At 69.1% G+C, this 24,848-nt stretch carries 12 protein-coding genes and 1 pseudogene; 8 read left to right on the top strand and 5 right to left on the bottom strand.

Going from position 1 to position 24,848, the window contains the following annotated elements:
* The first annotated feature begins 61 nt into the window (after window positions 1-61).
* From ACWDO5_RS20165 to ACWDO5_RS20180, 4 genes are all read left to right on the top strand, one after another.
* Complete coding sequence (locus tag ACWDO5_RS20165; RefSeq protein WP_450531694.1) at window positions 62-5,716, top strand: Eco57I restriction-modification methylase domain-containing protein; 5,655 nt, start codon at window positions 62-64, stop codon at window positions 5,714-5,716.
* A gap of 79 nt (window positions 5,717-5,795) precedes the next feature.
* A complete protein-coding gene (locus ACWDO5_RS20170) occupies window positions 5,796-13,079 on the top strand; it encodes a DEAD/DEAH box helicase (RefSeq protein WP_450531695.1) in 7,284 nt (2,427 codons plus the stop codon).
* Window positions 13,076-15,424: a UvrD-helicase domain-containing protein gene (locus ACWDO5_RS20175; protein WP_450531696.1), complete on the top strand. Its 2,349-nt coding sequence runs from the start codon at window positions 13,076-13,078 to the stop codon at window positions 15,422-15,424. The genes ACWDO5_RS20170 and ACWDO5_RS20175 overlap by 4 nt, the downstream gene beginning before the upstream one ends.
* A gap of 99 nt (window positions 15,425-15,523) precedes the next feature.
* A complete protein-coding gene (locus ACWDO5_RS20180) occupies window positions 15,524-17,053 on the top strand; it encodes a CBS domain-containing protein (protein WP_450531697.1) in 1,530 nt (509 codons plus the stop codon).
* Window positions 17,054-17,364: 311 nt separating this feature from the next.
* Here ACWDO5_RS20180 and ACWDO5_RS20185 read toward each other — a convergent pair whose 3' ends face one another.
* The gene (locus ACWDO5_RS20185) at window positions 17,365-18,459 is read right to left on the bottom strand and encodes an integrase (RefSeq protein WP_450531698.1); all 1,095 of its coding nucleotides are present in this window, start codon (window positions 18,457-18,459) and stop codon (window positions 17,365-17,367) included.
* 155 nt (window positions 18,460-18,614) lie between these two features.
* On the opposite strand from ACWDO5_RS20185, the gene ACWDO5_RS20190 reads away from it, so the two are divergent.
* From ACWDO5_RS20190 to ACWDO5_RS20200, 3 genes are all read left to right on the top strand, one after another.
* A complete protein-coding gene (locus ACWDO5_RS20190) occupies window positions 18,615-18,944 on the top strand; it encodes a hypothetical protein (RefSeq protein ID WP_450531699.1) in 330 nt (109 codons plus the stop codon).
* 214 nt (window positions 18,945-19,158) lie between these two features.
* Window positions 19,159-20,238 carry an SEC-C metal-binding domain-containing protein gene (locus ACWDO5_RS20195; protein WP_450531700.1) on the top strand — a complete coding sequence of 360 codons (1,080 nt, stop codon included), beginning with the start codon at window positions 19,159-19,161 and terminating at the stop codon, window positions 20,236-20,238.
* Window positions 20,239-20,260: 22 nt separating this feature from the next.
* Window positions 20,261-20,572 (top strand): hypothetical protein, encoded by a 312-nt coding sequence (locus ACWDO5_RS20200; RefSeq protein ID WP_099498388.1) that lies wholly within the window; start codon window positions 20,261-20,263, stop codon window positions 20,570-20,572.
* A gap of 295 nt (window positions 20,573-20,867) precedes the next feature.
* Here the strand turns inward: ACWDO5_RS20200 and ACWDO5_RS20205 are convergent, their stop codons facing one another.
* Both ACWDO5_RS20205 and ACWDO5_RS20210 read right to left on the bottom strand, forming a co-directional pair.
* Window positions 20,868-21,506 (bottom strand): hypothetical protein, encoded by a 639-nt coding sequence (locus ACWDO5_RS20205; protein ID WP_450531705.1) that lies wholly within the window; start codon window positions 21,504-21,506, stop codon window positions 20,868-20,870.
* 184 nt (window positions 21,507-21,690) lie between these two features.
* A pseudogene (locus tag ACWDO5_RS20210) lies at window positions 21,691-22,059 on the bottom strand (FAD-binding protein); the annotation flags it as partial.
* Window positions 22,060-22,063: 4 nt separating this feature from the next.
* Between ACWDO5_RS20210 and ACWDO5_RS20215 the strand changes: the two are divergent.
* Complete coding sequence (locus ACWDO5_RS20215; protein ID WP_450531701.1) at window positions 22,064-23,014, top strand: pseudouridine synthase; 951 nt, start codon at window positions 22,064-22,066, stop codon at window positions 23,012-23,014.
* Here ACWDO5_RS20215 and ACWDO5_RS20220 read toward each other — a convergent pair.
* Together ACWDO5_RS20220 and ACWDO5_RS20225 are read right to left on the bottom strand one after the other, a co-directional pair.
* On the bottom strand, window positions 23,006-23,632 hold the full coding sequence (locus ACWDO5_RS20220; RefSeq protein WP_450531704.1) for an MBL fold metallo-hydrolase: 627 nt from the start codon (window positions 23,630-23,632) through the stop codon (window positions 23,006-23,008). The genes ACWDO5_RS20215 and ACWDO5_RS20220 overlap by 9 nt on opposite strands.
* Window positions 23,629-24,714, bottom strand: coding sequence for an S-(hydroxymethyl)mycothiol dehydrogenase (locus ACWDO5_RS20225; RefSeq protein ID WP_450531702.1), 1,086 nt, complete (start codon window positions 24,712-24,714; stop codon window positions 23,629-23,631). The genes ACWDO5_RS20220 and ACWDO5_RS20225 overlap by 4 nt, the downstream gene beginning before the upstream one ends.
* Between the last annotated feature and the right edge of the window lie 134 nt (window positions 24,715-24,848).

The following is a 24,848-nucleotide window of genomic DNA, read 5'->3' on the forward strand; positions in this document are numbered from 1 at the left end:
TTTCCGCCCTGTGCCGGCAGCACAGCATCCATCGTGACGAACACCGGCAGGAGCAGCAGGCGTGACGTTCGACTCCCTGGTCAACGCAGGCCAGTACTTCCCCTCCTTCTACCTGGACGAAATCCTGCCGAAGGAGCTCAAAGACGGCCCGCTGAAGCGCTGGTCCGCCGCCGAGCGGCAGGGCGAGCACACCCCGCGGCAGGGGCTGCGCGACCTCAGCGGCCCTTACTTCGAGGTCCGCGCCCGGCTTGCCGAAGACGCGGAGAAGTACGCCGGGCAGACCGACGAACGGGCCGTCACGGCACAGCAGGCCGCTGCGGAGACCCTGGCCGCCGCCGACGCCGACAAGCTGCCGTCGTTCCTGCCGCTTCCCGGAACGGACCGCCCGGCCGAGGGTTCCGTTCCGCCGCAGACCCCGGAGGAGGAGTGGCGGGACGCTCTCGACACCTGGCACCGGCGCGTGCTCACGGCGCTCGGCTTCGACCACCGGCCCGGGCACCTGACGATGCCCGGCGTAACCGGACCGCTCGCCGTACCCGTGGCGCACAGTCAACCGGGCGTGGTGGTCCTTACCGGCGGCTTCGCGGACGACTTCGACCAGGCCACCGGCACGGGGCACGCCAATCGCCTCGCGGCCCCGGTCAAGGTCGGCCCGGCCAAGACCCTGCACACCGTCACCGACCTCGCCGCCTGGCTGCTGTCCTGCGACGACGCCCCGAAGTACGCCGTCCTGCTGTTCGGCGGCGTGATGGTGCTCGCCGCGCGAGATGACTTCGCCCGCGGCCGCCACCTCGCCGTCAACCTGGACACCGCGCTGCCCCGCAAGGGCGAGAAGTCGTCCACCGCCAGCGAGATCGACGTCACCGCCTGGCTGTTCGGCGCGCCCTCGCTGCGCCCACGCGAGGACGGCGACGACGACATGACCCGGCTGCTCGCACAGTCCAGGGATCACTCCGAGGGCGTCACCAAGGACCTGCGTTCTGGTCTGCAGGAAGCCGTCCAGCTCATCGCCAACGAAATCCTTGATCGGGCGCGTGCCCACCCTCTCAAGGTGCAGCCCCAGGACCTCCAGGAGTGGCTGCCCGACGTCCTGAAGGAGCGCGGAGACCTGCCCCGCGTCCTCACCTCCGAGGCGCTGCGCTATCTCTACCGCATCCTCTTCCTGCTCTACGCCGAGGCCCGCCCCGAGCTGGAGATTCTCCCGGTCAAGGGCGAGGAGTACGCCACCGGCTACAGCGTTGCCCGGCTCCGCGAACTCGCGGTGCGGGAGAAGGTGCCGACCAGCTCGCGCGACGGCTTCCACTTCCACGAATCCCTCGCGCTGCTCTTCGAGAAGGTCTTTACCGGCCATCCCGTCGCCGACACCGTCCGCAGCCGCGACGAGCTGGCAGCTATCCGGCAGGACGCCGCCGCCGTCCCCGCGTCGCCGGACGCGCAGAACGAGGACACGCTCGCCGCCGACGACGGCTTCGAAGGGGTCCGCATCGAGGCCCTGCGCTCCAAGCTCTTCGACCCCGAGTCGGTCAGGCTGGTTGGCCGTCGCATCACCTACCCCTACCCGACGCTGGCCGACGGCTTGCCCGCACCGGCCGAGCTCGACCTGCGTCTGCGCAACTCCGTCCTGCACAAGGTGCTGCGCCGCCTCACCCTCACCGAGGGCAGCGGCCCGAAGGGCCGTGGCGGCTTCATCAGTTACGCCAACCTCAGCATCAACCACCTCGGCTCGGTGTACGAGCGGTTGATGTCGTACACCGGGTTCATCGCCGAGAAGCCGCTGTACGAGGTGGCCAAGGGCGGCGACCCCAAGGACGGGTCCTGGCTGATCGACACCGACCAGGTCTCCTCTGGCCGCTACCCCGACGGCCCCGAAGGTTCGGTCTTCGTCAAGACCGGCCTGGACAGCGAGACCGGCGAACCGAAAGCCGTGCCCCACCCGGTGGGCTCGTACGTCTACCGTCTGGCCGGCCGAGACCGTCAGACCAGCGCCTCCTACTACACGCCGGAGTCGCTGACCCAGGCCACCGTCGAGCAGACGCTTCGTTTCCGCCTTGACGAGGAAGGGCGGATCGACCCCAAGCACCTGGACAACCAGGCCTCGAAGCTCCTGCGCCAGTCCGGGGTGACCTCGGCCGAGGTACTGAAGTGGCGGGTGTGCGAACCGGCCCTCGGCTCCGGGGCGTTCCTCAACGAGGCGGTCAACCAGATCGCCGCGCTGTATCTGAGGCTCGCCGAGCGCGAGCGCGGGGTGGAGATCGAGCCGGAAAAGTACCAGCGCGAGCTGCAGAAGGCGAAGGCGTACATAGCGCTGCACAACGCGTACGGCATCGACCTCAACGACACAGCCGTAGAATTGGCCGAGGTCTCGCTCTGGCTGAACACCATGTACCCGGGCATGCAGGCCCCCTGGTACGGGCTTCACCTGCACCGCGGCAACTCGCTGGTGGGTGCGGTCCGCCGGGTCTATCCGGGGAACAGCCTCAAGGAGGGCGGCTGGCTCAACGTGAGGGAACAGCAGCGTCCGCGTGCGGTGCCAATGGGGACGGCGATCCCGGGAGGATCGGTTCACCAGTTCCTGGTGCCCGCGCTGGGGTGGGGATCGATCGGGGAGAAGGTGTCGCTGCGCCGGCCGAAGAAGGGCGCGGAGGACCAGACGGTACAGGCGGTCGTCGACGGGAAGACCGCGGACTGGCTCGACCCCGAGCTCATCGAGCGCCTGCAGAAGTGGCGGAGCGCGATGCGGCGGGTGCCCCAGGGCGGCGACGACCGTAAGCAGCACGACGCGAAGGCGGTCGCGGCGAAGAAGCTGGAGAAGGCGCGGCAGGCCGACGAGGACGGGCTGACGCTGTTCGCGGCGGATCTGTTCGGTGGCGGGGCTGGCGAACAGGGGGCTCTGGAGCTGGAACGACTTCCGGATCGGCCCGAGCAGCTGACGCTCGCTGCGGCAGCCGGTGGGGGTGGTGGCAAGCGGGGGCTGGGCGCCGCGAAGCGGGCCGAACAACAGGAAGAACGTGACGCCAAGCGGCAGCAGTTGGCGCAGACGACGCGGCTGGGACGTCTCGCGCAGCGCGTCGAGTATCTGTGGGACCTGGTCAGGCTGCGGCTGGAGCTGTCGGAGCAGGAGATCTCCCGGACGATCGACGTGTGGGGACTGGAACAGCCTTCGGTCGGCTCGTCGGCGCAGGCTCGCCGGACGGTCATGGACCGCGACGCCGTGCGCGAGGCACTAACCGCGGTGGGTACCCCGTACTGGCGGGTCAAGCAGGTCATGGACGCCTGGTGCGCGCTGTGGTTCTGGCCGCTGGAGCAGATCGGGCTCCTCGACGGCTCGGCACCGGACTACACGGAGGAAGGCCAGGACCTCACCCTTCTGCCGAAGGGCTCGCGGGACCGGCGGATCCCGCTGCGGAACCTGGAGGACTGGATCGAGTTCGCCGAGGCGGTCGTCGGCAGCATCGACGTGGAGCAGGATGGGAACGGGCAGGTCGCGCTGGTCGAGTTTAGCGGCGTGAAGAGCCTTGCCGAGCTGGATGCGAAGGAGCAGGAGCTCAACGATTTCATGGCCGCGCAGTCGGCGTGGATGTATGCGTCCAAACTGGGGGACTACTTCCCGTGGTTCCAGGTTGCGCAGAGGATTGCGGAGGATCAGCGATTCTTTCACTGGGAGTTGAGCTTCGCGCACGTCTTCGCCGACGGCGGGTTCGACGTGATGGTGGGGAATCCGCCGTGGGTGAAGCAGGAGTGGAAGGAGAGCGGGGTCCTCGCGGAGTTCGAGCCGTGGTTCGAGCTTGCTGAGCACCCGACGACGGAGGAGTGGAACGAACGCAAGGGACTGCTGATGGAGCAGCCAAAGGCGCGCGGGACGTTTCTCGGGGAGCTGGCGACCCATGCGGCAGCATCGGAGTTCCTCTCGGCGGTGGACACGTATCCGGAGCTTGTGGGGACGCAGCCGGACCTGTATCGGGCGTTCATGCTGAACACGTGGAGGGCTACTGGCGAGAAGGGCACTGCAGGCCTCGTGCACCCGTCGACACATCTGACGGGGGGCCAAGAAGTAGCGCTGCTGAGGGCGACGGCATATCGGCATCTGCGGTTCCACGCGGACTTCACTAACGAGCTCTTGCTATTTGCCAATCCCGTGGGTAATAGCAGTCACTTCAGCGTCAATGTGTACGGACGGAACCGCGAGATCAGGTTCCAGCACATGAGTTGGCTCCTCCACCCCGACGTACTCGTTGAATCTGTACGCCATAAAGGCAAGGGACAGCTTCCCGGCATCAAGCACAATGGAAAGTGGGACTTGCGTCCACATTCGAAGCGCATTGTGCGCGTGGACCAGTCGAAACTTACTGCGTGGCAGAAGATTGAAGGCACCGTCGAAGCCGGTTCTGAACAGAGCGCGAAGCTCCTGTTCCCCGTGACCACAGCCGAAGGGGCTGCTATTGCCGCGTTGGCCAGCTGGCCGCACCGTCTGGAGGCGTTGAAACCACGTATCAGCCGCGGATTTGATGAGAAGAACGACCGCACGGCAGGCTACTTCGACTGGACGCCCAGGCAGGTAGAAGCCTGGAGCGAAGTAATTCTGAAAGGCCCCGTAATCGGCGTCTCCACTCCCATGCATAAGCAGCCGCCCGAGGGCGGCTCGAAGAGCATGCGCGACTACGAGCCGTGGGATCACCGGAACATGGCGGACGACGCGGTTCCGCGTACGAATTACCTGAGAGCCACCGGCAAGCGCCGCTTCGTCGCGAAGCAGGATCCTTGGGTCGACCACGGCCGTCTCAACCAGCTCTACGACGACGCGCAGGCAGTTGCGGCTGCTAAAGCCGATGTTCTCTCCGTGTCCCCCGGGCTGGAGGGCGTCGAGTTGAACCAGGCTGTGGACGAGCTGTTTCGGGCTGCCGCATCGCGGCCGTACTCGGAGTACTTCCGCGTAGCTTGGAGGCGCCGAATCGCTTACAACATGGAGCGATGCCTGCTCGCAGGGATCATTCCGCCAGGGCCAACGCATGTGCATGCGGTGCACAGCCTGGCCATGAAAGACGACCGGCTCACGGCGCTGGTAGCAGGTTTCTGGTCCTCTATCCCCCTGGAGTACTTCCTGCGGACGCGAGGGCGAGATGACCTCCAGAAGGGCGAGGCCAAGGTCATGCCTGCCCCGACACCGGACCACCCGCTGGAAGGTGCTCTTCTTCTCCGAACCCTCCGTCTTAACGCTCAGACCGATGCATACACCCGCTTGTGGGAATCGCTGTACGACCCCATCTGGGCGGGTGACACCTGGGCTTCAGCAGAGTGGCCCGAGGAAGCGGCTGCGCTGGCTGACGGCATCGGGCCTACCTGGACACGGGCAACTCCGCTCCGCTCCGAGTTCGCCCGCCGCGCCGCCCTCGTCGAGATCGACGCCATCGTCGCAGTGTGGCTCGGCATTAGCGCCGACGAGCTGATCGCCATGTATGACTCTCGGTTCCCCGTTCTGGAGCAGTACGAGCAGAGCATGTGGTTTGACGGTGAAGGTCGACGTATCGCCAGCGCAAAGGCGCGAGGATTCGGACAATTGCCTCAGGCTTGGAAAGAGCTGAGCTCCCACCCGGACTTCCCCGATGGCGGGGCAAACGTCCCCGAGGGCTACACCGCTCCTCTCTACCGTGCCAACCGCCGCAAGGAGCTCCGCGCCGCGCACGCCGAGTTCGTCTGCCGGATGGCCGCGGTCGGCTGAAGCCGGGGCAGACCTCGCCCTCGGACCTCGCCGATGATCGAATCGAGGGTACGAATGTCAGTACCCCCTCGTAGAGTTGATGGAGCAGCAGGAGAAGCACGAGCAGTACCTGAAGTTCGGGTACATCGGTGATTCCACGGGAGAACAGGGGGCACGGCGCGTCATGAGACCCACGCTCGCCGCACAGCAGTTGCGTGACACCACGGTCGAGTACCTCACGACTACGTTCGCGCTGGCCGAACCCGACACTCAGGACGCGCTCACCGACTTCCTCACCGATCCGGCCGACGGTATCTTCCGGGGTCCCTACCTGCGCATCCGTCGGCCGTTCCGGCCTGCGAGCGACGGCTGGGAGCAGTACCTGGACTGGTGGGAGACGGGCTTCAAGCCCTACGCCCACCAGGCGGAGGCGTTCGCCCGGCTCTCCTCCAAGGATGGTCGGGCACCGCAGCCGACGCTGGTCACCACCGGCACCGGCTCTGGTAAGACGGAGTCGTTCCTCGTCCCCGTCGTGGACCACTGCCGCCGGGAGAAGGCCGCCGGGAAGCACGGCGTGAAGGCCGTGCTGCTGTACCCGATGAACGCGCTCGCCGGCGACCAGGCGTCCCGGCTCGGTGACCTGTTGGAGGACGCGCGGCTCGCCGATGTCACGGCGGGGCTCTACATCGGTGAGGCGTCCGCGTCCGGGGCGGAGTCGCCGTACGGGCGGGTGATGGTGGAGCGGGCCGAGATACGCCGTAATCCGCCGGACATCCTGATCACCAACTACAAGATGCTGGACCTGCTGATCCAGCGGCAGCAGGACGCCTCGCTGTGGCGGGACGCCGATCTGTCGTACGTGGTCATCGACGAATTCCACACGTACGACGGGGCGCAGGGCACCGATGTCGCCATGCTCCTGCGGCGGCTCGCGGTCGCGGTCGGGGCCGACGAGCCCGGCCGGCCGCTGGGGCGGATCTGCCCGGTGGCGACGTCCGCGACGCTCGGCTCGGCCGGTGGCGGGGAGGCCGCGCCCGAGGACGCGGGTCCGCGTCCGATGCTGGACGTCGCCTCGCAGGTGTTCGGGGTGCGGTTCGTGGACGACGCGGTGGTCGGGGAGGACCGGCTTCCGTTGGAGTCCTTCCTCTCCCCGGTGAACCGGTCGCTACCCGTGCCCACGCCCTCCGAACTCGTCGAACTCCCCGACCCCGCGCGGGAGAAGGATGCACTCGCCCTCACCGCGCGCGCGGTCGTCGGCAGCGCGGACTGCGATCCGCGCCAGCTGGGACGGCGGCTGCTCGCCCATCCGCTCACCCACGCGCTGCTGCGTACCAACGTGCACGGCCCAGTTTCCGCGCTCGAAGCGCTGGCCGCGTTCGAGCCGACCTCCGCATGGCGGCTAGCCGCCCTGTCCGATCCGGGGACGGCGGAGAAGGCACTCGCCCGTTTCACCGCACTGCTCTCCGCGGCCCGTGACCCGTACGCCCCCGAGGGCAAGGACCGGCCGCTCCTGCTGATCGAGACCCACCTGTGGGTGCGGTCCCTGTCCCGGGTACTGCGGTTCACCGCGCCGGAGCCGGTGTTCTCCTGGACCGACGCCGACCAAGCCGCCCTGTCGGGCACCACGGGCACCCCCGGCGCCGCAGGGCCCGCCGTCGGCACCGCCACGCCCGCCGACCTGGCCAACGTGGCCCTGGCCGCACAGATCGAGCGACGGACCCGGGTACAGCGGTCCGGACGCCTGCCGGCCGCGTACTGCCGTCATTGCGGGCGGTCCGGCTGGGCGGCGGTCTGCCCCGAGCGTGACCCGCTGCAGCTGGAGCATGCGCCGGACGAGATCTACCGGCGCAGCGCCTCGGGCGGTGCCGCCAAGGGCCGGGTCCGGGCCCTGATTGCGGCCACTCCGGCCGAGGCGGCCGAGCAGGCCCGGGTGCAGCAGGCGCGACGGATCAGGCGCGGCCGGCGCGGCACCAGCGGTCAGGCGACCGTGCTGGTCCTCGAGGACAACGGGCGGGAGCTGCGCCCACTCGACCCGGAGGAAGTCCTCCTGGAAGGCGGCAAGGTCGCCGAGGCGCCGGAGAACGGCGTGTACGTCACGGCCTGGATGCACAACCGGGAACAGGACGACTTCGCACGCCAGGACCGCTGCCCGGCCTGCGGCCAGAGCCAAGGCATCCGGTTCCTCGGTGCCGGTGTCGCGCCACTCACCTCCGTGGTGGTGACGCAACTGTTCACTGGCGGCGAGCTGCCCGCGAAGGACGAGAAGGGCCGCGACCGGCGGCGCACCCTGATCTTCAACGATTCCGTGCAGGACGCCGCGCACCGAGCCGGGTTCGTTGCCAGTCGCGCCTGGAAGTTCTCGTTGCGCTCCCTGCTGTTCGAGCAGCTCAAGGAGCGGGCGGCCAAGAACCCCGGCGAGGCGGCGGACGGTGTTCCGCTCAATGAGCTGATAGCGGAACTGGTCGTACGGGCCGCCGATGAGGAGGAGAAGCTGCTCTCCTCGGTGGTACCGCCAGACATGCACGACGTCGACCGGGTGAAGAAGCTCCTCGCCGGATCCAAGCGTGCCGGTGAACCGTCCTGGTCGCTGGTCGGCGAGCGTCTTGCGTTCAATACCCTCATGGAGTTCGGCCTGAGCTCGCGCTGGGGCCGCACCCTCGAACTCACCCGGACTGTCGCGGCAGAGGTCCACCTGCCCGACGCTGAGCGCGCGGCACGCACCGCCGAGGCCCTGTACGAGCAGCAGCTGAACGCCATGCTGCCCATCGCCGACGACGAACCCGACGCGGCGAACGAGGTGGAGGACGACGAGAGTCCCGTAATCGCAGAGCGCGACGTGCTTCCGGCTTCCGGACCGGAGCGTCTCCGCCGCTTCGAGGGGTACGTCCGCGTCCTGCTCGAACACATCAGGGCCGGTGGCGGCATCCACCACTCCTGGCTCGATCCCTTCATCGACGACGAGGGCCGCAACCGCTACCTCCTGACCGGCCTGCGCCCCGAGGGCATGCCAGCCTTCCCCCGAGGCGCTCAGGCACCGACATTCGTCCTCGTCGGCGCACGCTCGGGACGTACCGACTTCGAGCGGGCCGACTCTGCCGAGAGCTGGTTCACCGATTACACCCTGCGCTGCCTCGGCGGGCTGGACCGCGCCGCTGCCGCCGCCTTCGTCGCGTCCTTGCTCCCCAGGCTCGCCGACCCCGAGATCGGCGCCCTCGCCCACCGGCCGACCGGCGAGGCCAAGCGGGGCAAGCAACGCGGCCCCGGGGTGTATGGCCTGACCGCCGGACACGTCCGGGTCCGCGCCCTGGACGACACCGAAACCCCGCACGCGGCCGTGACCTGCCCCGACTGCGGCTGGACCCAGACCGTCGCGCCCGACCGTACGGCCGTGTGGGAGGGCCTGCGCTGCCCGCTCAAGCAGTGCGACGGGCAGCTGACCGTGCCGTCCTCCTCCGCCGCCGGCCGGGCCGGCCGCGACTACCGCTACGACTACTACCGCCGTCTGTACCGGGAGTCGGGCCCGTACAACGTCGTCGCCGCCGAACACACCGGCGTGCTGAAGCGCAAGGAGCGCGAGGCCGTCGAGAAGGGGTTCCGGCGCGGCACCCTGCACACCGATCCGAACGTGCTCTCCTGCACGCCGACCCTGGAACTCGGCATCGACATCGGCCAGTTGGAAGCAGTGATCCTTGCCTCCCTGCCGTCCACCACCGCCTCCTACGTGCAGCGGGTCGGCCGGGCCGGGCGTGCCACCGGTAACGCGTTCATGGTGTCGCTCGCCGACAGCAGTCCTCGTGCCCTGTACCACCTGTCCGAGCCCCGCTACCTGATCGACGGGCCTGTCACGCCGCCCGGCTGCTTCCTGTCCGCCGGTGAGCTGCTACGTCGTCAGTACACCGCGTTTCTTATCGACCTGGCCGCCCGAGGACGGCTGCGCGACGTAGCGCCCCTGGTCGACCGCGCCAGCTACCTGTTCGGGCACGGCGGATGGACCAAGGCCCTGAAGCGGGCGGCCTCCGGCCGCACCGACCTCGCCGAACAATTCCTGGCCCTGTTCCCCGAGATCGGCCAGGTACGTGACTCCGGGGTGTCCGCTGAGGCGCGCGAGTCGCTGCTCGAATACGCCAAGTCTGGGCTCGCCAAGGCCCTCACCGAGGCCGAGGCGGCCTGGGAAGCGGAGCGGGAGAACCTTCTCGCCCGCCGAAAGCAGATCAACGCGGCCGCCGATTCGTTGCACGACAACATCGAGGACGAGGCCCGCGACAAGAAGGCGCTCGGCCGTGAAGCCGCCGCCCTGGGCGACCGGATGCAGGAGATTTCCAACACCAGCGCCCAGACGTTTCTGGTCGAGCAGGGCCTGCTGCCCAACTACAGTCTGGTCGAGGACGGAGTACGCCTCGAAGCGACGCTCAACCACAAGCGGCCGCCCCGCCGCACCCGAGGCGCTGACGCCGCCACGCCTCGCTCCCAGTGGCGCCCCGAAGTACGCACCTACAACCGGCCCGCGACCGCCGCGCTCAGCGAACTCGCCCCCGGCAACTCGTACTACGTGCGCGGCTACCAGCACCGGATTGACGGCTTCGATCTCGGCCCCGCGGGGACGCCGGCAGAAAGCAAGAAGGACGGCGTTCCGGCCGTGCTCCACACCTGGCGGGTGTGCGGCGAGTGCGGCTACGTCCGCACCGGGGACGACGCCGAGCAGAACACCGGAGCCTGCCCGCGTTGCTCCGGCACCTCCATCGGCGGGCGCAACGCCCTGTACACCGTGGTCGTGCCCCGCAAGGTCCTCTCCAGGGACAAGCGGGAAGACGCCCGCATCATCGACGACCACGACAACCGGACCCAGATCAACTACACCACTGTCACCGCCGTCGACATCCCGCCGGAGTCGGTCAAGGAGAGCTGGCGGCACACCCGCGCCACGTTCGGCGTCGACCACGTCCGCGAGGCCGTCATCCGGCGCTTCAACCTCGGCCGCGCCCGACCCGGCCGCCGCGCCGACGCCACCTTCGCGGGCACCGAGACCACAGTCACCGGCTTCGTCCTCTGCCCGCTGTGCGGAGGGGCCACCGACCGGGAACCCGGACATGCGCCCGTCCAGGAAGAACTCTCCGAATCAGCGCTCAACTCTCCCGAGCACGCCCACCACTTCCCGTGGTGCGTGGTGCGCCGCCGGGACCGTCGCACTGCACCGCGCGACCTCACCCGCGTCCTGACCGCCGCCGAGCACCGCACCGAGGCGCTGCGGATTCTGCTGCCCGCCGCCACCCTGCGCGTCCCCGAGCGCCTCGCCTCGTTCTCCGCGGCGCTCCACTTGGGCCTCGCCCTCCACTACGGCGGCGACCCGGCGCACATCCGCTCCACCCCCGCCACCGAACCCGATCGCGACACCGAACTCACCCGCCACTACCTCGTCCTCTACGACGCCCTGCCCGGCGGCACCGGCTACCTCCAGCGCCTCGTCGACAACGACGGAGAGGACTTCCGAGCCGTCCTCGCCGCCGCCCAGCGAGTCCTGCGCTCCTGCCGCTGCCAGCACACCCCCGGCCGACGCGCCTGCCACTGCTGCCTGCTGCCCTTCGCGCAGACCCAGCGCGAGTACAAGGACCTCGACCGTCAGGAAGCGCTGTGGATGCTGGACGGGCTCCTCGGCGACGACGGCCACAGCGGCTGGCAGATCGACCGCCGGACGTCCCGCCCCGCCGGCGTCGACGACAGCGCGGGCGACCGGGTCCGCTTCGCCGAACAGGCCGAGAGCGACCTGGAACGCCGCTTCATCGAGTGCCTCGACCGGTGGCTCGCCCGCCCGGGCAACGGCGGCGCCGAGCACGGCACCACTCCCACCGGCCGCCAGGGCAAGCAGTTCACGCTGGGCACGCCCGAAGGCCGGGCCGTGCACTGGGAAGTCGTCGCGCAGAAGGACCTCACCGGCTACCGGACCCGGCCGGACCTGCTCTTCCGTCCGGTCTCCGGTGCACCCGCCGAAGCGGCGCACCAGCCGCTGTCCGTCGCCGTCTACCTCGACGGATACCGGTGGCATGCCTCCGAACGCACCAACCGGATCGCCTCGGATGCGGCCAAGCGTGCCCGGCTCCGGGCCGACGGCACCCTGGTGTGGCAGATCACCTGGGACGACGTCATCGCCTGGGAGAAGCAGCTCACCGAGGAGGCGGACGGCAACGCCGCCCGCCGAAACGCGCAGGCCACCGCACCGGACGCCCTCGCGCCGGTAATCGCCGGCCCGGCAGCCGACACCGCCTGGCCTCCATACCCGGTGGAAGGCGACCAGTCACCCGGCGGCAAGGTTCGTGCCAAGTGGGCGGCGAGCAAACGCAACCCCGCCATCCTCGACTCCTACCTCTACTCCGGCGCCATCTCCTCGCTCCTCGGCTACCTGCGTCACCCCAACCTGGCACTCTGGCGGGACCTGTCCGTGCGTGCCCTGACCGGACTCCTGACCACCGACCCGAGGCCTATCTCGGTCACCGCCGACCCCGAGAGTGCAGTTGCCTGGTTCGAAGCCGTACTGCGCGAGCAGACTCCGCCGCCCTCCAGTGGCCAAGGACTCCTCCTCATCCCGGCACACGACGGATCCGGCCTCCCGCTCCTGCTCGCCGTCGACCGGCGTCACGGCCGCCAACAGCAATGGAGCGCACTCGCCGTACTCGACGACCGCCCGGACGCGGTTCGAGGCGACCGCCCCGACCACCGACGACGCTGGAAAGCCTGGCTGAACTGGGGCAACCTCATCCAGTTCCTCGACCCCACCGGAAGCGGCCGGGCCGACGGCATCGCCCTGGCCCGTACCGCCATGGACGACTTCGACGCCTCCCTCCTGGCGGTGACCGCCGGCCCCGCCATCGGACTGCTCACCGCACTCCGCGAGGACAGGGACGGCCACGGACTCTCCGCCGCCGAGGCCACCGGAGCGCTCCCGGACGCCGCCGACGCAGCGGCCCTCGTGCCCGAAGCAGCGGTCGTCCGCGTCCTGGAGCCGGGCGCCGAGCAGGCCGAGCCGGAGCACGTCACTCCCGCGGAACTCGCGACGTGGCGCCTCATCCACGAAGAACTCAGCGACGGCGATCCCGAGGTTCAGCGCTTCACCGAGCGCCTCGTCGACGAGTACGTGGCCAAGCACCCGCACCTACCGGTCCCCGAGGTGCTCTGGGACGTGGAGGGCGTCACCATGGCCGTCGAACTTGCCTGGCCCGATTACAAGATCGGCATCGTGCTCCCGGCCGCAGCCGAGAAGCAGGACGACATGGCGCAGTTCGCACGCCAGGGGTGGGACGTCCGCCCCGTCGAGCAGTGGCCGATGGACGAGCTCGCCGAACGGCTCCTCGCCCTCTCGGCGCAGCGGCAGTCGCAGGAGGGGGACGCATGACATCGGGAACCGGCGCGCGCGTGGTCGTGACGCCACAGGTCGAGAAGGACCTGCAGCGCCTCGGCCACCAGGCCACCAACCAGGTCAACGACTTCGTACGCCGACTGCGCGAGGACCGGACCAACCGCTCCCTGCGCATCTCGCCGCTGCGGCTGGCGGGCACCAACGGCGAACTTCTCCTCGCCGCCGTCCCGCCCCGCCACGCGGTACTCCTCCTGCGCACGGAGGAAACCCGCTTCACCGTCCTCGCGGTGCGTGAAGGCGCCCGGGCCCACGAGGAGCTGACCCGGCTCACCGTGTCGATCAACTCGGTCTCCGGACTCCTGGAAGCCATCGACCAGGTGCAGGCATCGGACACCGTCCTCGCGTTCCCGTCCCGCCCCGCACCGCCCGAACACCCCGCGCAGGACCTTCCGGCCGCCCCCGTATCCACTCTGGCCAGGGCTCTCTTCGCCGCACACGACGACGCCGAACTCATCCGCCTCGGCGTGAGCCCGTCCCTCCTGCCCGCGGTCCGCAGGATCACTGCCCGGGAACAGCTGGCCGCCCTGCTCACCGGCAACGTCCCCGAACTCACCCGGGACGTCCTGCTTGCCCTCGCCGAGCACACGCCGGTGGCGGAGATCCAGCGGCACATCACCGAAGCCTGGCGCACCCCCGGCGCGGACCCCGAGGACTGGGCCGGCGCCGCCCGGCATCCCGCCCTGGTCTCCACCGAGGACGACGCCGTCCTCGACGCTCTGGGTAATTCCTTCGAAGCCTGGCGGCTCTTCCTGCACCCGGAGCAGCTCCGCCTGACCACCACCACGTTCAAAGGGTCGGCCAAGGTCACCGGCGGCCCCGGCACCGGCAAAACGGTGGTCGCCCTGCACCGGGTACGCCACCTTGTCGCCCAACTTCCGCCCGGGCACGACCGGCCGGTGCTCCTCACCACCTACAACACCAGCCTCGCCGAGGACCTGCGACAGCGCCTGCGCCGCCTCGGCGGGGACGAGGTCCTCAAGCGCGTACGCATCGAGTCCGTCGAGGCACTCGCCAGACGCATCGTCGCCGAGGAACCCTCCGTCGACCTCGGCCGCCCCCTCCCGGACGACGCCGCGATGCAGCTCTGGCACACCGTCCGCACCGAAACCGGTCTCCTCCAGTACGAAGCCGACTTCCTCGACGACGAGTTCCGGCACGTCGTCATCCCGGGACAGTGCGCCGTCTGGGAGAAGTACCGCACCGCCAACCGGGCCGGACGCAAGCGGATCACTCCCCGCCAGAAGAAGGAGATCTGGAGCCTGGTCGACGCGTACCGCGCACACCTCGCTACCGCACCCCGGCAGACCACCTTCGACGTCGTCGCCAGCGAGGCAGCCCGCATCGCCGGCGAACGCAAAACGGCCTACGACCGGTACCTGGAGTACAAGGAAGCGCAAGGCGGCCGCGACCTCATCCATCGCGAGGCCGCCAGTGTGATGGGCGGCAGCGGCCCCCGCTTGCCCTTCCGGCACATCGTGGTCGACGAGGCCCAGGACCTGTCGGCATCCCACTGGCGCATGCTTCGCGCACTGGTCCCTGAAGGGCCGAACGACATCTTCCTCGTCGGCGATGCCCACCAGCGCATCTACGCCCACCGCTCCGTGCTCAGCCACTACGGCATCCGCACCCCCGGACGCGCCTCCCGCCGCCTCACCCTCAGCTACCGCACCACCCGCGAGATCCTCGGCAGCGCCGGTGGCCTGCTCGACGGCCAGACCTTCGACAACCTCGACACCGAAAACGACACCCTCGACGGATACCGCTCCGTCCTCACCGGCCGCGCCCCCGAGTACTGGCACGCCCCCGACTGGCAGACCGAGCTACGCGCCTTGGCCGCCCTGCTCTTCGAGCGCCACGAGAAGTACGGCACCCCGTACGAGGCGATGGCCGTCGCCGTTCCTGACAAGACCGCAGCCGCCCAGGCCGCCTACGCTCTCGCCACTGCCACGCACCCCGTTCCGGTCGTGGAGATCGGCCCCGACGGCGTTCCGGAGGGTGCGAACGGTGTACGGATCGGCACCATGCACCGCTTCAAGGGGCTGGAATTCCAGCGGGTGTTCATCGCCGGAGTCTCCGAGGGACAGGTACCGCACCAGCGCATCGAGCCGTACCGCCTCAGCAACCCCGACCGCTTCCGCCAGGAGGAACAGCGTGCCCGTTCCCTCCTCTTCGTGGCGGCGACCCGCCCCCGCGACGAACTGGTCGTGTCCTGGAACGGACGCCCCAGTCGCTTCCTGCCCCGCAACGTCGAACACAGCGCACACCGCGCGACGTCACTGCTCCAGGGCGACGACCCGCCCTCCAGTTCCTCGGCAGCCTGAGCCCCAGCAGAATCCGCCACCGCCTTCACCCACCGCCGGCGCACACCCGCTGACGCCGGCCCACACAGACGTCTTCGATCCGAGAGGATTCCAGGAATCGTGCGCGCATGGACCATACGCGGCGGAAGCCAGGGGGAGCGAGAGGCCATCGCGCTTGACCAGGGACTGGCCATCGCCGGTTGGAATGAACTCGGCGATCTCACCTCCTGCTCCACCATCGAGGACATCGGTGCGCTGGTGGAGGCCACCTACCCCGATGAGCCCGCAGGGGCTCTGATCAGCTGGAAGCATCAGCTGTGGCGCTTCCTCACCATGGACATCGGCGATTTCGTCGTCATGCCCCGCAAGTTCCAGAAGATCGTCGCGATCGGACGACTCACGGGAGAGTATGAATTCCGAGGCGACCAGCCGCCGGGCCTTCGGCATACTCGCACGGTGGACTGGTTGGTGCGCGACCTGGACCGCGCAGCGATCAAGGGCGACCTGCGGGACAGCATGGGCGCCTATCTCACCATCAGCGAGCTGACCCGCCGCGATGCCGTCCACCGCATTGCCACCCTCGTCGAACAAGGCCGTGACCCCGGCTACACCGGCGCCGTCGAACCGCCCGCCGACCCGGCTGCCCTCGAAGCGGAAGTAGCCGAGGTCGGCACCCGGCAGCTCGCCGCACGCGACCTCATCGGCCTGTGGGGCTGGTCCCGCCGCACGGTCGGGGTCACCGAACTCGTCGATGCGGAACTCGCAGCCCGAGAACTGACGGTCGAACCACACTTCAACTCCGTCCGCCTCGACGACCTGGTGACCGTCTCGGCGGCCACCGACGACACCGAGGACACCGATGAGGTCTCCGAACAGGACCCCTCCCTCAGCAGCCACCAATCCTCGAGCTTGGGCACCCAGTCCAGGAAGGCGGCAGTCGAGAAGGACCTCGGCTGGCGGATCGGCACCCTGCCCTTCGCACGCGACGTAACCACCATCGCCGTGGACGGCGACCTCGGCCTTGCCTACTTCCACATGGTCGAATCCGACTTCTCCCAGCTCCCCGTCGTCGACCGCAACGGCCGTGTACGGGGCGTCGTCACCTGGCAGTCGATCGCCCGGGCCAAGCTGACCGGCCGCGGTCACTCCATCGCCGAAGTGACGGATCGCGATGCCCCCACCGCACGTGAGCACGAGGAACTCTTCTCCCGCATACAGGACCTGCGCCAACACGGCTTCCTCGTCATCGTCGACGCCGAACACGTCGTCACCGGCGTCCTGACCGCCTCGGACATCGCCGATCAGCTCAAGCTCCGCATCGAACCGTTCACCCTCCTCGAAGAAGTCGAACTCCGTCTGCGCCGCACGCTCAACCGCTTCGACCAAGACGACCTCCCCACCCGCACCAAGAACATCCTGGCGAAGAACGGGCAGATAACCCTGGGCGAGTACCGGTCTGTGTTCGAGGAACCGAACCTGTGGAAGCAGCTCAACTGGCCCTTCGATCAGCAGAGCTTCCTCGAACGCCTCGACGTCGTGAAGGAGTTCCGCAACAGTGTCGCCCACTGGGACGTCGACGCTCCCGAAGCCGAGCGCGAGGCCGTGGACACAACCCGGCAGTTCCTGCGCCTGCTTCAACTGGTGGCTTGAGAATTCCGGGGGCCAACACTCGAACACCGCCTTCACCGGGCTGCGCTCGGCGTAGGCGGTACTACCCCAGCCCGGCGAAGCGTACGTGTGGGCGAGTAAACCCAGCGACCCGGGGTTCACTCATGGCCGTCTGGGTGCGGTGGCAGCCTGCGGGTGACCCGATACCACGGCGGGCCGCCCGGAGGATGACTTCACCTGCCTCCGAGCGACTCCGTGTGCCGCCGCATGCTGTTCTCATCCTTACGCCACATGCAGCATCACCTGAGAGGGTGAATCCGTATTGTCCTTGCCGAAAACGTCGTCCGTGCAGGTCACGCGGCATGTTGGTACGCGTGGAGGATGCCGCCGAGGCGGTTGCGTTTTCGTATGTCGAGGCGGGCGATCTTCCCCGGATCGGCGATCGGTGGGGGCAATGGGTGCAGTGGGCGGGCGTTGGCGATGCCTTGATGCGGTCGATGCTCGTTGTCGAACTGCTCGAACTCCCGCAGCGCGCGGGGGAGGTGGTGGTTCCAGATGAGGGTGCGGTCCAGGAGTTCGTGGCGGCAGGTCTGTACCCACCGTTCCATGATCGAGTTCATGCGCGGTATTCGCACGCCGCTGAGGACTGCCTCGATGCCGGCGTTGGTGAGGATGGTGTCGAACAGTGCGGGGAACTTCCCGTCCCGGTCACGGATCATGAACCTTGCGCGGCGGTCGGCGTCTTCGAGGTCCATGACGAGGTTCTTCGCCGCCTGGGTCACCCAGGCCGCGGTGGGATGCGCAGTGGCGCCCAGGATCCGGATTCGGCGGTTGGCGTGCTCGATCACCGCGAAGACATACAACCGCGCCCCGGACAAGGTGACGGTCTCGAAGAAGTCACACACGAGAAGAACGTCTGCTTGGGAGCGCAGGAAGGCCGACCAGGTGCTCGACGCCCGTTCGGGGGCCGGCGGGATGCCGGCGTCCTGGAGGATCTCCCAGACCGTGGACGCGGCTACCTTCACTCCGAGTACCAGCAGTTCTCCGTGCACGCGCCGGTACCCCCGGCCCGGGTTCTCACGGACCAGGCGCAGTACGACGGCCCGGATGGAGCGGACGGTACGGGGTCGGCCTCCGCGGCGGGGCCGGGATCGGGCGGCGTGCCGGCGGGCGACCAGGTCACGGTGCCAACGCAGGATCGTGTCCGGCCGCACCAGCAACCGCATTCGGAGCAGCGCCTCCTTCGGGAGGTAATGCAGCAGCGCCGCCAGGAACGCCCGATCCCCTGGTGCGAACTGGACTCGCTGCCCGTTCAGATGCCGTTGCAGCACGGTGATCTGATGGCGTAAAGCCAGGATCTCTACATCCTTGTCCCGGGTGCTCACCGGCAGCAGTCGTAGCATCGCGAACATGTTGGTCACGCTCAGGTAGGCGAGTTTCAACAACACGAGCGACCATCATGCCGAGGTGATCGTCATCTGCGCCAGAGCATTGCGTCGGCCTTAGCATCCGACGGAACGAAGATCACGGCACACGGGCTCTGACCAGGACGGATGAGGTTATCGGCAGGCGCACCGTCAGCGAACCGGGCAGGATGGGGTCCGTGCCGAAGAACCCACCCGACTCGATGCAACACCACCTGCGCGTTCGCCTGAACGCCCGAGCCAAGGACCGCTGGCCGCAACTAGCCCGCGTCGAGGTCCGCTTTCGCACCGGATTCGCTTACGTGAGCGGCGAGTTGGAGGACGGCGAGCAGATCCCCCTGTGTCGCCTGCGCTTCACCGGAGTCCTGCACACCTGGGGCTTCGCCCTCTACCTGGCCAGCCGCGGCACCTACCAGGACAACATCCTGCCCACCGGCCTACCCTTCGGCAGTCCCGAGGACTGCCTGGACTGCGCCGACTACCTCTACCTCGGCGACCAGCCAGGCTGATCAACACCCCTCCACGAACTAACGCGGAGCAGCACTGGGCCGGGCGGCTTCGGCACGGAGTTGGGGACGGCCAGAGGCGGGCGTGTGCGGCGCGTCCAGGCACAGCCCGACCGCAGCGCGGCGATGTCGGCCGTCGTTACCACATGGCCCGTCCCGGTGTCAGGCCCGTAAAGGAAAGGGGAGTTGGGCTGCCGGTCCTCGGTAGGGTCGCGGTATGAGCAGCGCATCCCCTTCGCCTGTCCGAGCCGTCGACTCCCCGTACGAGGAGTTCCTCGCGACGGTGGGCAGGCAGCCGACGGCGGCGCAGTGTGAACAGTGGGCCGACGAGCACCCCGGGGATCCGGACCAGGGCCGCGCGCTGGTGCACGCCGGATGGCTGACCGCCCGCGGCAAGCAGCACCAGGGCGGCGACGACGCAAAGGCGCTGGAGCTGTTCACTCGGGCGACGAAACTCAGCGGCGCGGCCGGCCGACAGGCGCAGGTCGGGGTGGTGGAGACGCTCTACGCGCAGGACCGCGAGCGGGACGCCGAACAGGCCGAGCAAGCCCTACGCGAGGAGCTGACCGAGCAGCCCGATGAGGCCGTAGCCGACCTGCAGGTCTTCGACGACATGGTCGACATACTCGGGGAGATCGGCAGGTCCGAACGGGCCCTTGACTGGTGTCTGGCCGCCCTGGCACACCCCGCAGCGCGGGAGAACAAGGGGACCGGTGGCGGCGAGGCCGCCCGACTGCGCCGCGGGCTGCGCATCAGCCGGGCTCTCCTGCGCCGGGACCTCGGTCTGGAGCCGACCGACGACGACCTGGCCGCCGAAGCTGAGACTGACGCCGAACTACGGGAATTCGGCGAAGAGTTGGACGGGGCACTGAGTGGGCTGCCGTCGGGGAGGCCGGTGGAGGTGCCCGAGGACGCAGCGGCCTTCGACGGGATCGTGCTGCGCTGGGTACGCGAGGACTTCGCCGTGGTACGCACCCGCTGGCCCGAGTCGACCGACTCCTACGGGGACGACTACACCGCCTACGCACAGCGGCTGCAGACCGACGCGCGCACCTACGCGGAGGCCGGCGCCGCCCGGGTGCACATCGTCAGCGCCACCCTGGCCGCGTACGAGGAGTTCGCCTTCCGTGAAGGGCGCGATGCCGACAACCCGGACACCCGCCGCGCGTTCAGCAGGCATGTGGTGCGCGCCCACCCGGATGAGTCGCTGGCCTGGCCCCCGCCGCGGAACGGGCCATGCTGGTGCGACTCGGGCCGAAAATACAAGAAGTGCTGCGGCGCCCCGGCCAGGAACTGATCTCGCAGGGAAGGACCACACAGTGGAGGGTCTGTCGGACCAGGACCTCGACGCCATGATCGCCGAGGCGCTCGTTGACGCCTACGGCGAGGACGAAGAGCTGGTCGGCTTCCATGCCGTGCTCAGCGACCGCGTTACCGTGCCCTTCACCACCGAAGTGTTGGGAGTCGACGTCATCGTCGAGGAGATCGACCTGCGACCAGGCAGCGGAGTGGTAGCGATCTGCCGCCGCGGACGGATCCTCCAACCCATAGGTCTGCGAGACCTCCCGCTGCCCGACCCTCCGCCCGAGGGAGCCGAATGGATCGAAGCGTTCCGCCACTGGGCCCTGTGAAGTCCTTCGGTGAAAAGCGTCCCGAAGAGGGAGGGATGCGTGCTCCGGAATCGACAGGGCCCTTGCCCCTGCCCCTCGATAAGGCCGGGACCAGAGAGCGCCACCCCTGTGAGGGATGTCGACCGGCGTCCAAGTTCAATACGCTGAGTGGTATCTGCCCTACACCGATAGCTCAAGTACCGCGGTGAGACACGCATTCCGTGGGCTCCCGGTATCGATCCCCCCTCGGACACGTTACATATTCTGAATTGATGCGGGTCGAGGCAGCGTCTCGGCCCGCATCAAGTTTTTGTCGCTACAGGACCTCGCGCATGCGCAGGTGTCGCTCCGGGCGGCGGAAGATCCCCTCCGGGTCGTATCGCCGCCACAGGTCCGCGACGCGGCTCCCGGTCGCAGCGGGGTAGGCCCGGGCGAACGACGCATCGTCGGGGGCGCTTTCGAAGTTCACGTAGGCGCCGTCGGTGTGCTGGGCGACGGGACTCCATGCCTCGCTGAGCGTCGCCGGGTCCTCCGGCGGGAAGACGCCGGCGATCACCAGCGTCTGCTGGCCGGTGCCCGTAAGCGGTGGCCTCGGGCGACATGTCGTTGACCGCGCCGCCCAGCGAGCGCAGCTGGACGAGGACCGACTGGGGCCCCTTGCCGCGGTGACCAGGGCGCGGGCCGCCGCGGGGGTTGCCGGGAGCAGTCCATTGGTGGTCAGGACCGATTGCTGACCGACGTTGGGGTGCTCGTGGTCCTTCGAGACCAGCGCGGTGTACGGGGCGATCTGGGCGCGCTGGTCCAGCACGCGGCCGACGCCGAGCAGCGGTTTGAGGGCCGGTCCGATTTCGGCAGGGTCGCCGGTGGCGACGACGGCCGTAAGTGCGACCGCGAGGGTGGAGCCCCGGGACATCAGCGACAGGGAGGCCGAGAGTGTCCGTGGGGCGTCCGCCATGCGGTCGGCCCAGCGCCGCAGCGTGTCGCCGGACGGGGTCGACCTCGGCGATGATCTGCGCGTAGCCGACGTCGCGCAGCTCCATCGCCTCGATCCCGAAGGCCACCGCGACACCGACGCCCGCCCCGGCACCGCGCAGCGCCCAGAACGGTTCGGGCTCGGTCACCGGGTCGGCGCGGACCACCGATCCGTCGGCCAGGACCACATCGACCGCTGTGATGTGGTCGATGGTCAGCCCGTAGTCCCGCATCAGCCATCCGATGCCGCCCGCCGTGGCGAGCCCGCCGACGTTGCCGTGGTCGCCCGAGCTGATGGCCAGCCCGTGGGGTGCGAGCGCCCAGTAGCGACTCCATACTGCGGCCGCCGGCCGATTGGGGCGCACGGCGTCCCGCCTCGGTACGCGAATCCGACTGACCGCGGCCCTCTGAGCCCCCTCCGGGCTCCGGAGCCGGCCACTTGTCCGGCGGCCGATATGATCGAGACATGGCGGGCATTGCCAACGAGGACCTCCCCCGACGACACCATCTGTGTCCAGGTATGAGCAGCACCACACTTCGATGAGACGCAGACGCAAAGCCCCGACGGCACCGCTCCCCCAGCGCGACGGGATCGACCCGGTGCGGCTGCGCCTGCCCGCCGATCCGGAGGGCGTATGGAAGACGGTGTACGACCATCTCGCCGCGCGGTACGCCGACGCCATCGGGGCGGAGCAGGTCGACGCCATGTTCCGGGAGGGGCGCATCGTCTCCGCGCACGGTCCTGTCGCCGCCGACGAGCCCTACACCGCGGGCCGGTACCTCTGGTTCCACCGGGACTTCGCCCCCGAGGAGCCCGTCCCCTTCGAGGTCGGGATCGTCCACCGGGACGAGCGTGTGGTGATCGCCGACAAGCCCCACTTCCTGGCCACCACCCCGCGCGGCCGGCACATCACCGAGACGGCGCTCGCCCGGCTGCGTCGCGATCTGGAGCTGCCGGAGCTGCAACCCGCGCACCGGCTCGACCGGCTGACCGCGGGGCTCGCGCTCTTCGTCGTACGGCCCGCGGACCGCGGCGCGTATCAGACGCTGTTCCGGGACCGGCTGGTGCGCAAGGAGTACGAGGCGGTGGCGGCGTACGACCCGGCGCTCGCCCTGCCCGTGACCGTACGCAGCAGGATCGTCAAGGAGCGAGGGGTGATGGCTGCCCGCGAGGAGCCGGGCGAGCCGAACAGCGAGAGCCGGATCGAACTCCTTGAGCACCGGGCCGGGTTCGGCCGGTACCGGCTGCTGCCGGCCACCGGCCGGACCCATCAGCTGCGGGTCCATATGAACAGCCTCGGGCTGCCGCTCCTGAACGACCCGGTCTATCCGGTCGTCCAGGAGCGGCAGCCCGACGACTACTCCCGTCCTCTGCAACTCCTCGCGAAAGTCCTGGAGTTCACCGATCCAGTGACGGGAGAGCCGTATCGCTTCGAGAGCGGGCTGCGGCTGGCTCAGTGGCCCCGCCGCCCGGCGGAGCCGCTACTTTGATGCAGCCCACTCCTCCAGGTGGGGTGCCTCGTCGCCGATGGTGGTCGCGTCGCCGTGGCCCGTACGCACCACCGTCTGCGGCGGCAGGGTGAACAGCCGGTCCCGGATCGAAGCGATGATCGTCGGGAAGTGCGAGAACGACCTGCCGGTGGCGCCGGGGCCACCCTGGAAGAGCGTGTCGCCGGTAAAGACCGTGGACAGCTCCGGGGCGTACAGGCAGACCGCGCCCGGGGCGTGGCCCGGGGTGTGCAGCACGGTGAGCGAGACGCCGCCGACGGTGAGGGTCTGGCCGTCGGCGAGTGAGCCGTCAGGGGCGCGCTCGGGGTGCGTCTGCTTCCACAACGGCAGGTCGTCGGGGTGCAAGAGGATGGGCGCGCCGGTGGCGGCGGCGAGCGCGGGCGCCGCGTCGATGTGGTCGTTGTGCGCATGGGTGCAGACGATGGCGCGCAGCGTGCGGCCGTCCAGCGCGGCCTCGATCGCGTCAGCGTCGTGGGCGGCGTCGATGACGATCGCCTCCCGCTCGTCGCCGACGATCCAGACGTTGTTGTCGACGTCCCAGGTGCCACCGTCGAGCGAGAAAGTGCCTGAGGTGACCAGGCGGTCGATGCGGGCCATCAGAACTGCACCACCGAGCGCAGTACGTCGCCTTCGTGCATCCGGGCGAAGGCCTTCTCGACGTCGCCGAGTCCGATGGTCTCGGTGACGAACGCGCCGAGGTCGATACGGCCCTGCTGGTGGAGGTCGATGAGCATCGGGAAGTCCCGGGACGGCAGACAGTCTCCGTACCAGGAGGACTTGAGCGCGCCGCCGCGGCCGAAGACGTCGATGAGCGGCAGCTCCAGCTTCATCTCGGGGGTCGGTACACCGACGAGGACGACGGTGCCGGCCAGGTCGCGGCCGTAGAAGGCCTGCTTGTACGTCTCCGGGCGGCCGACCGCCTCGATGACGACGTCCGCGCCGAAGCCTCCGGTGAGTTCCTGGATCGCCTCGACGGGGTCGGCGGAGCGGGAGTTGACGGTGTGGGTGGCGCCCATCCTCTTCGCCGTCTCCAGCTTGCGGTCGTCGATGTCGACCGCGATGATCTTCGCCGCGCCCGCCAGCCGAGCGCCGACGACTGCCGCGTCGCCCACCCCGCCACAGCCGATGACCGCGACGGAGTCGCCGCGGCCGACCTGGCCGGTGTTGATGGCGGCGCCGATGCCGGCCATCACGCCGCAGCCCAGCAGGCCCGCGACGGCCGGAGAGACGGACGGGTCGACCTTGGTGCACTGACCGGCGGCGACCAGGGTCTTCTCGGCGAAGGCCCCGATGCCGAGCGCCGGCGAGAGCTCGGTCCCGTCGACAAGGGTCATCTTCTGCTCGGCGTTCTGGGTGTCGAAGCAATACTGCGGGCGGCCGCGCCGACAGGCACGACAACGGCCGCACACGGCACGCCAGTTGAGTACTACGAAGTCTCCGGGGACGACGTCCGTGACGCCCTCGCCGACCGACTCCACCAGGCCCGCGGCCTCATGGCCGAGGAGGAAGGGGAAGTCGTCGTTGATCCCGCCCTGCTTGTAGTGAAGATCGGTGTGGCAGACCCCGCACGCCTGCACCTTCACCACGACCTCACCGGGGCCGGGATCGGGGACGATGATCGTCTCGACCCGTACCGGCTCGTTCTTCCCGGGGGCGATCACGCCTTGCACCTGCTGCGACATCGAGATCCTGCCCTTCTTTGTACATAAGTCAACCACCACTATGTACTGTCGCCGCGGCGCGCCCCGACGAGGGGTTTATCGCCCAGCACGGACAGTAGGCGGACGAAAAGCAGAAACCCCTGGACCAGGCGCAC

The sequence above is a fragment of the Streptomyces sp. NPDC000880 genome (genome assembly GCF_053599675.1).

Excerpts from the sequence above, each read along its gene's own strand:
- ACWDO5_RS20170 (WP_450531695.1), top strand. The coding sequence starts at position 5,796 with ATGGAGCAGCAGGAGAAGCACGAGCAGTACCTGAAGTTCGGGTACATC.
- ACWDO5_RS20205 (WP_450531705.1), bottom strand. The coding sequence starts at position 21,506 with ATGGCGGACGCCCCACGGACACTCTCGGCCTCCCTGTCGCTGATGTCC.
- ACWDO5_RS20175 (WP_450531696.1), top strand. The coding sequence starts at position 13,076 with ATGACATCGGGAACCGGCGCGCGCGTGGTCGTGACGCCACAGGTCGAG.
- ACWDO5_RS20195 (WP_450531700.1), top strand. The coding sequence starts at position 19,159 with ATGAGCAGCGCATCCCCTTCGCCTGTCCGAGCCGTCGACTCCCCGTAC.
- ACWDO5_RS20225 (WP_450531702.1), bottom strand. The coding sequence starts at position 24,714 with ATGTCGCAGCAGGTGCAAGGCGTGATCGCCCCCGGGAAGAACGAGCCG.
- ACWDO5_RS20215 (WP_450531701.1), top strand. The coding sequence starts at position 22,064 with ATGAGACGCAGACGCAAAGCCCCGACGGCACCGCTCCCCCAGCGCGAC.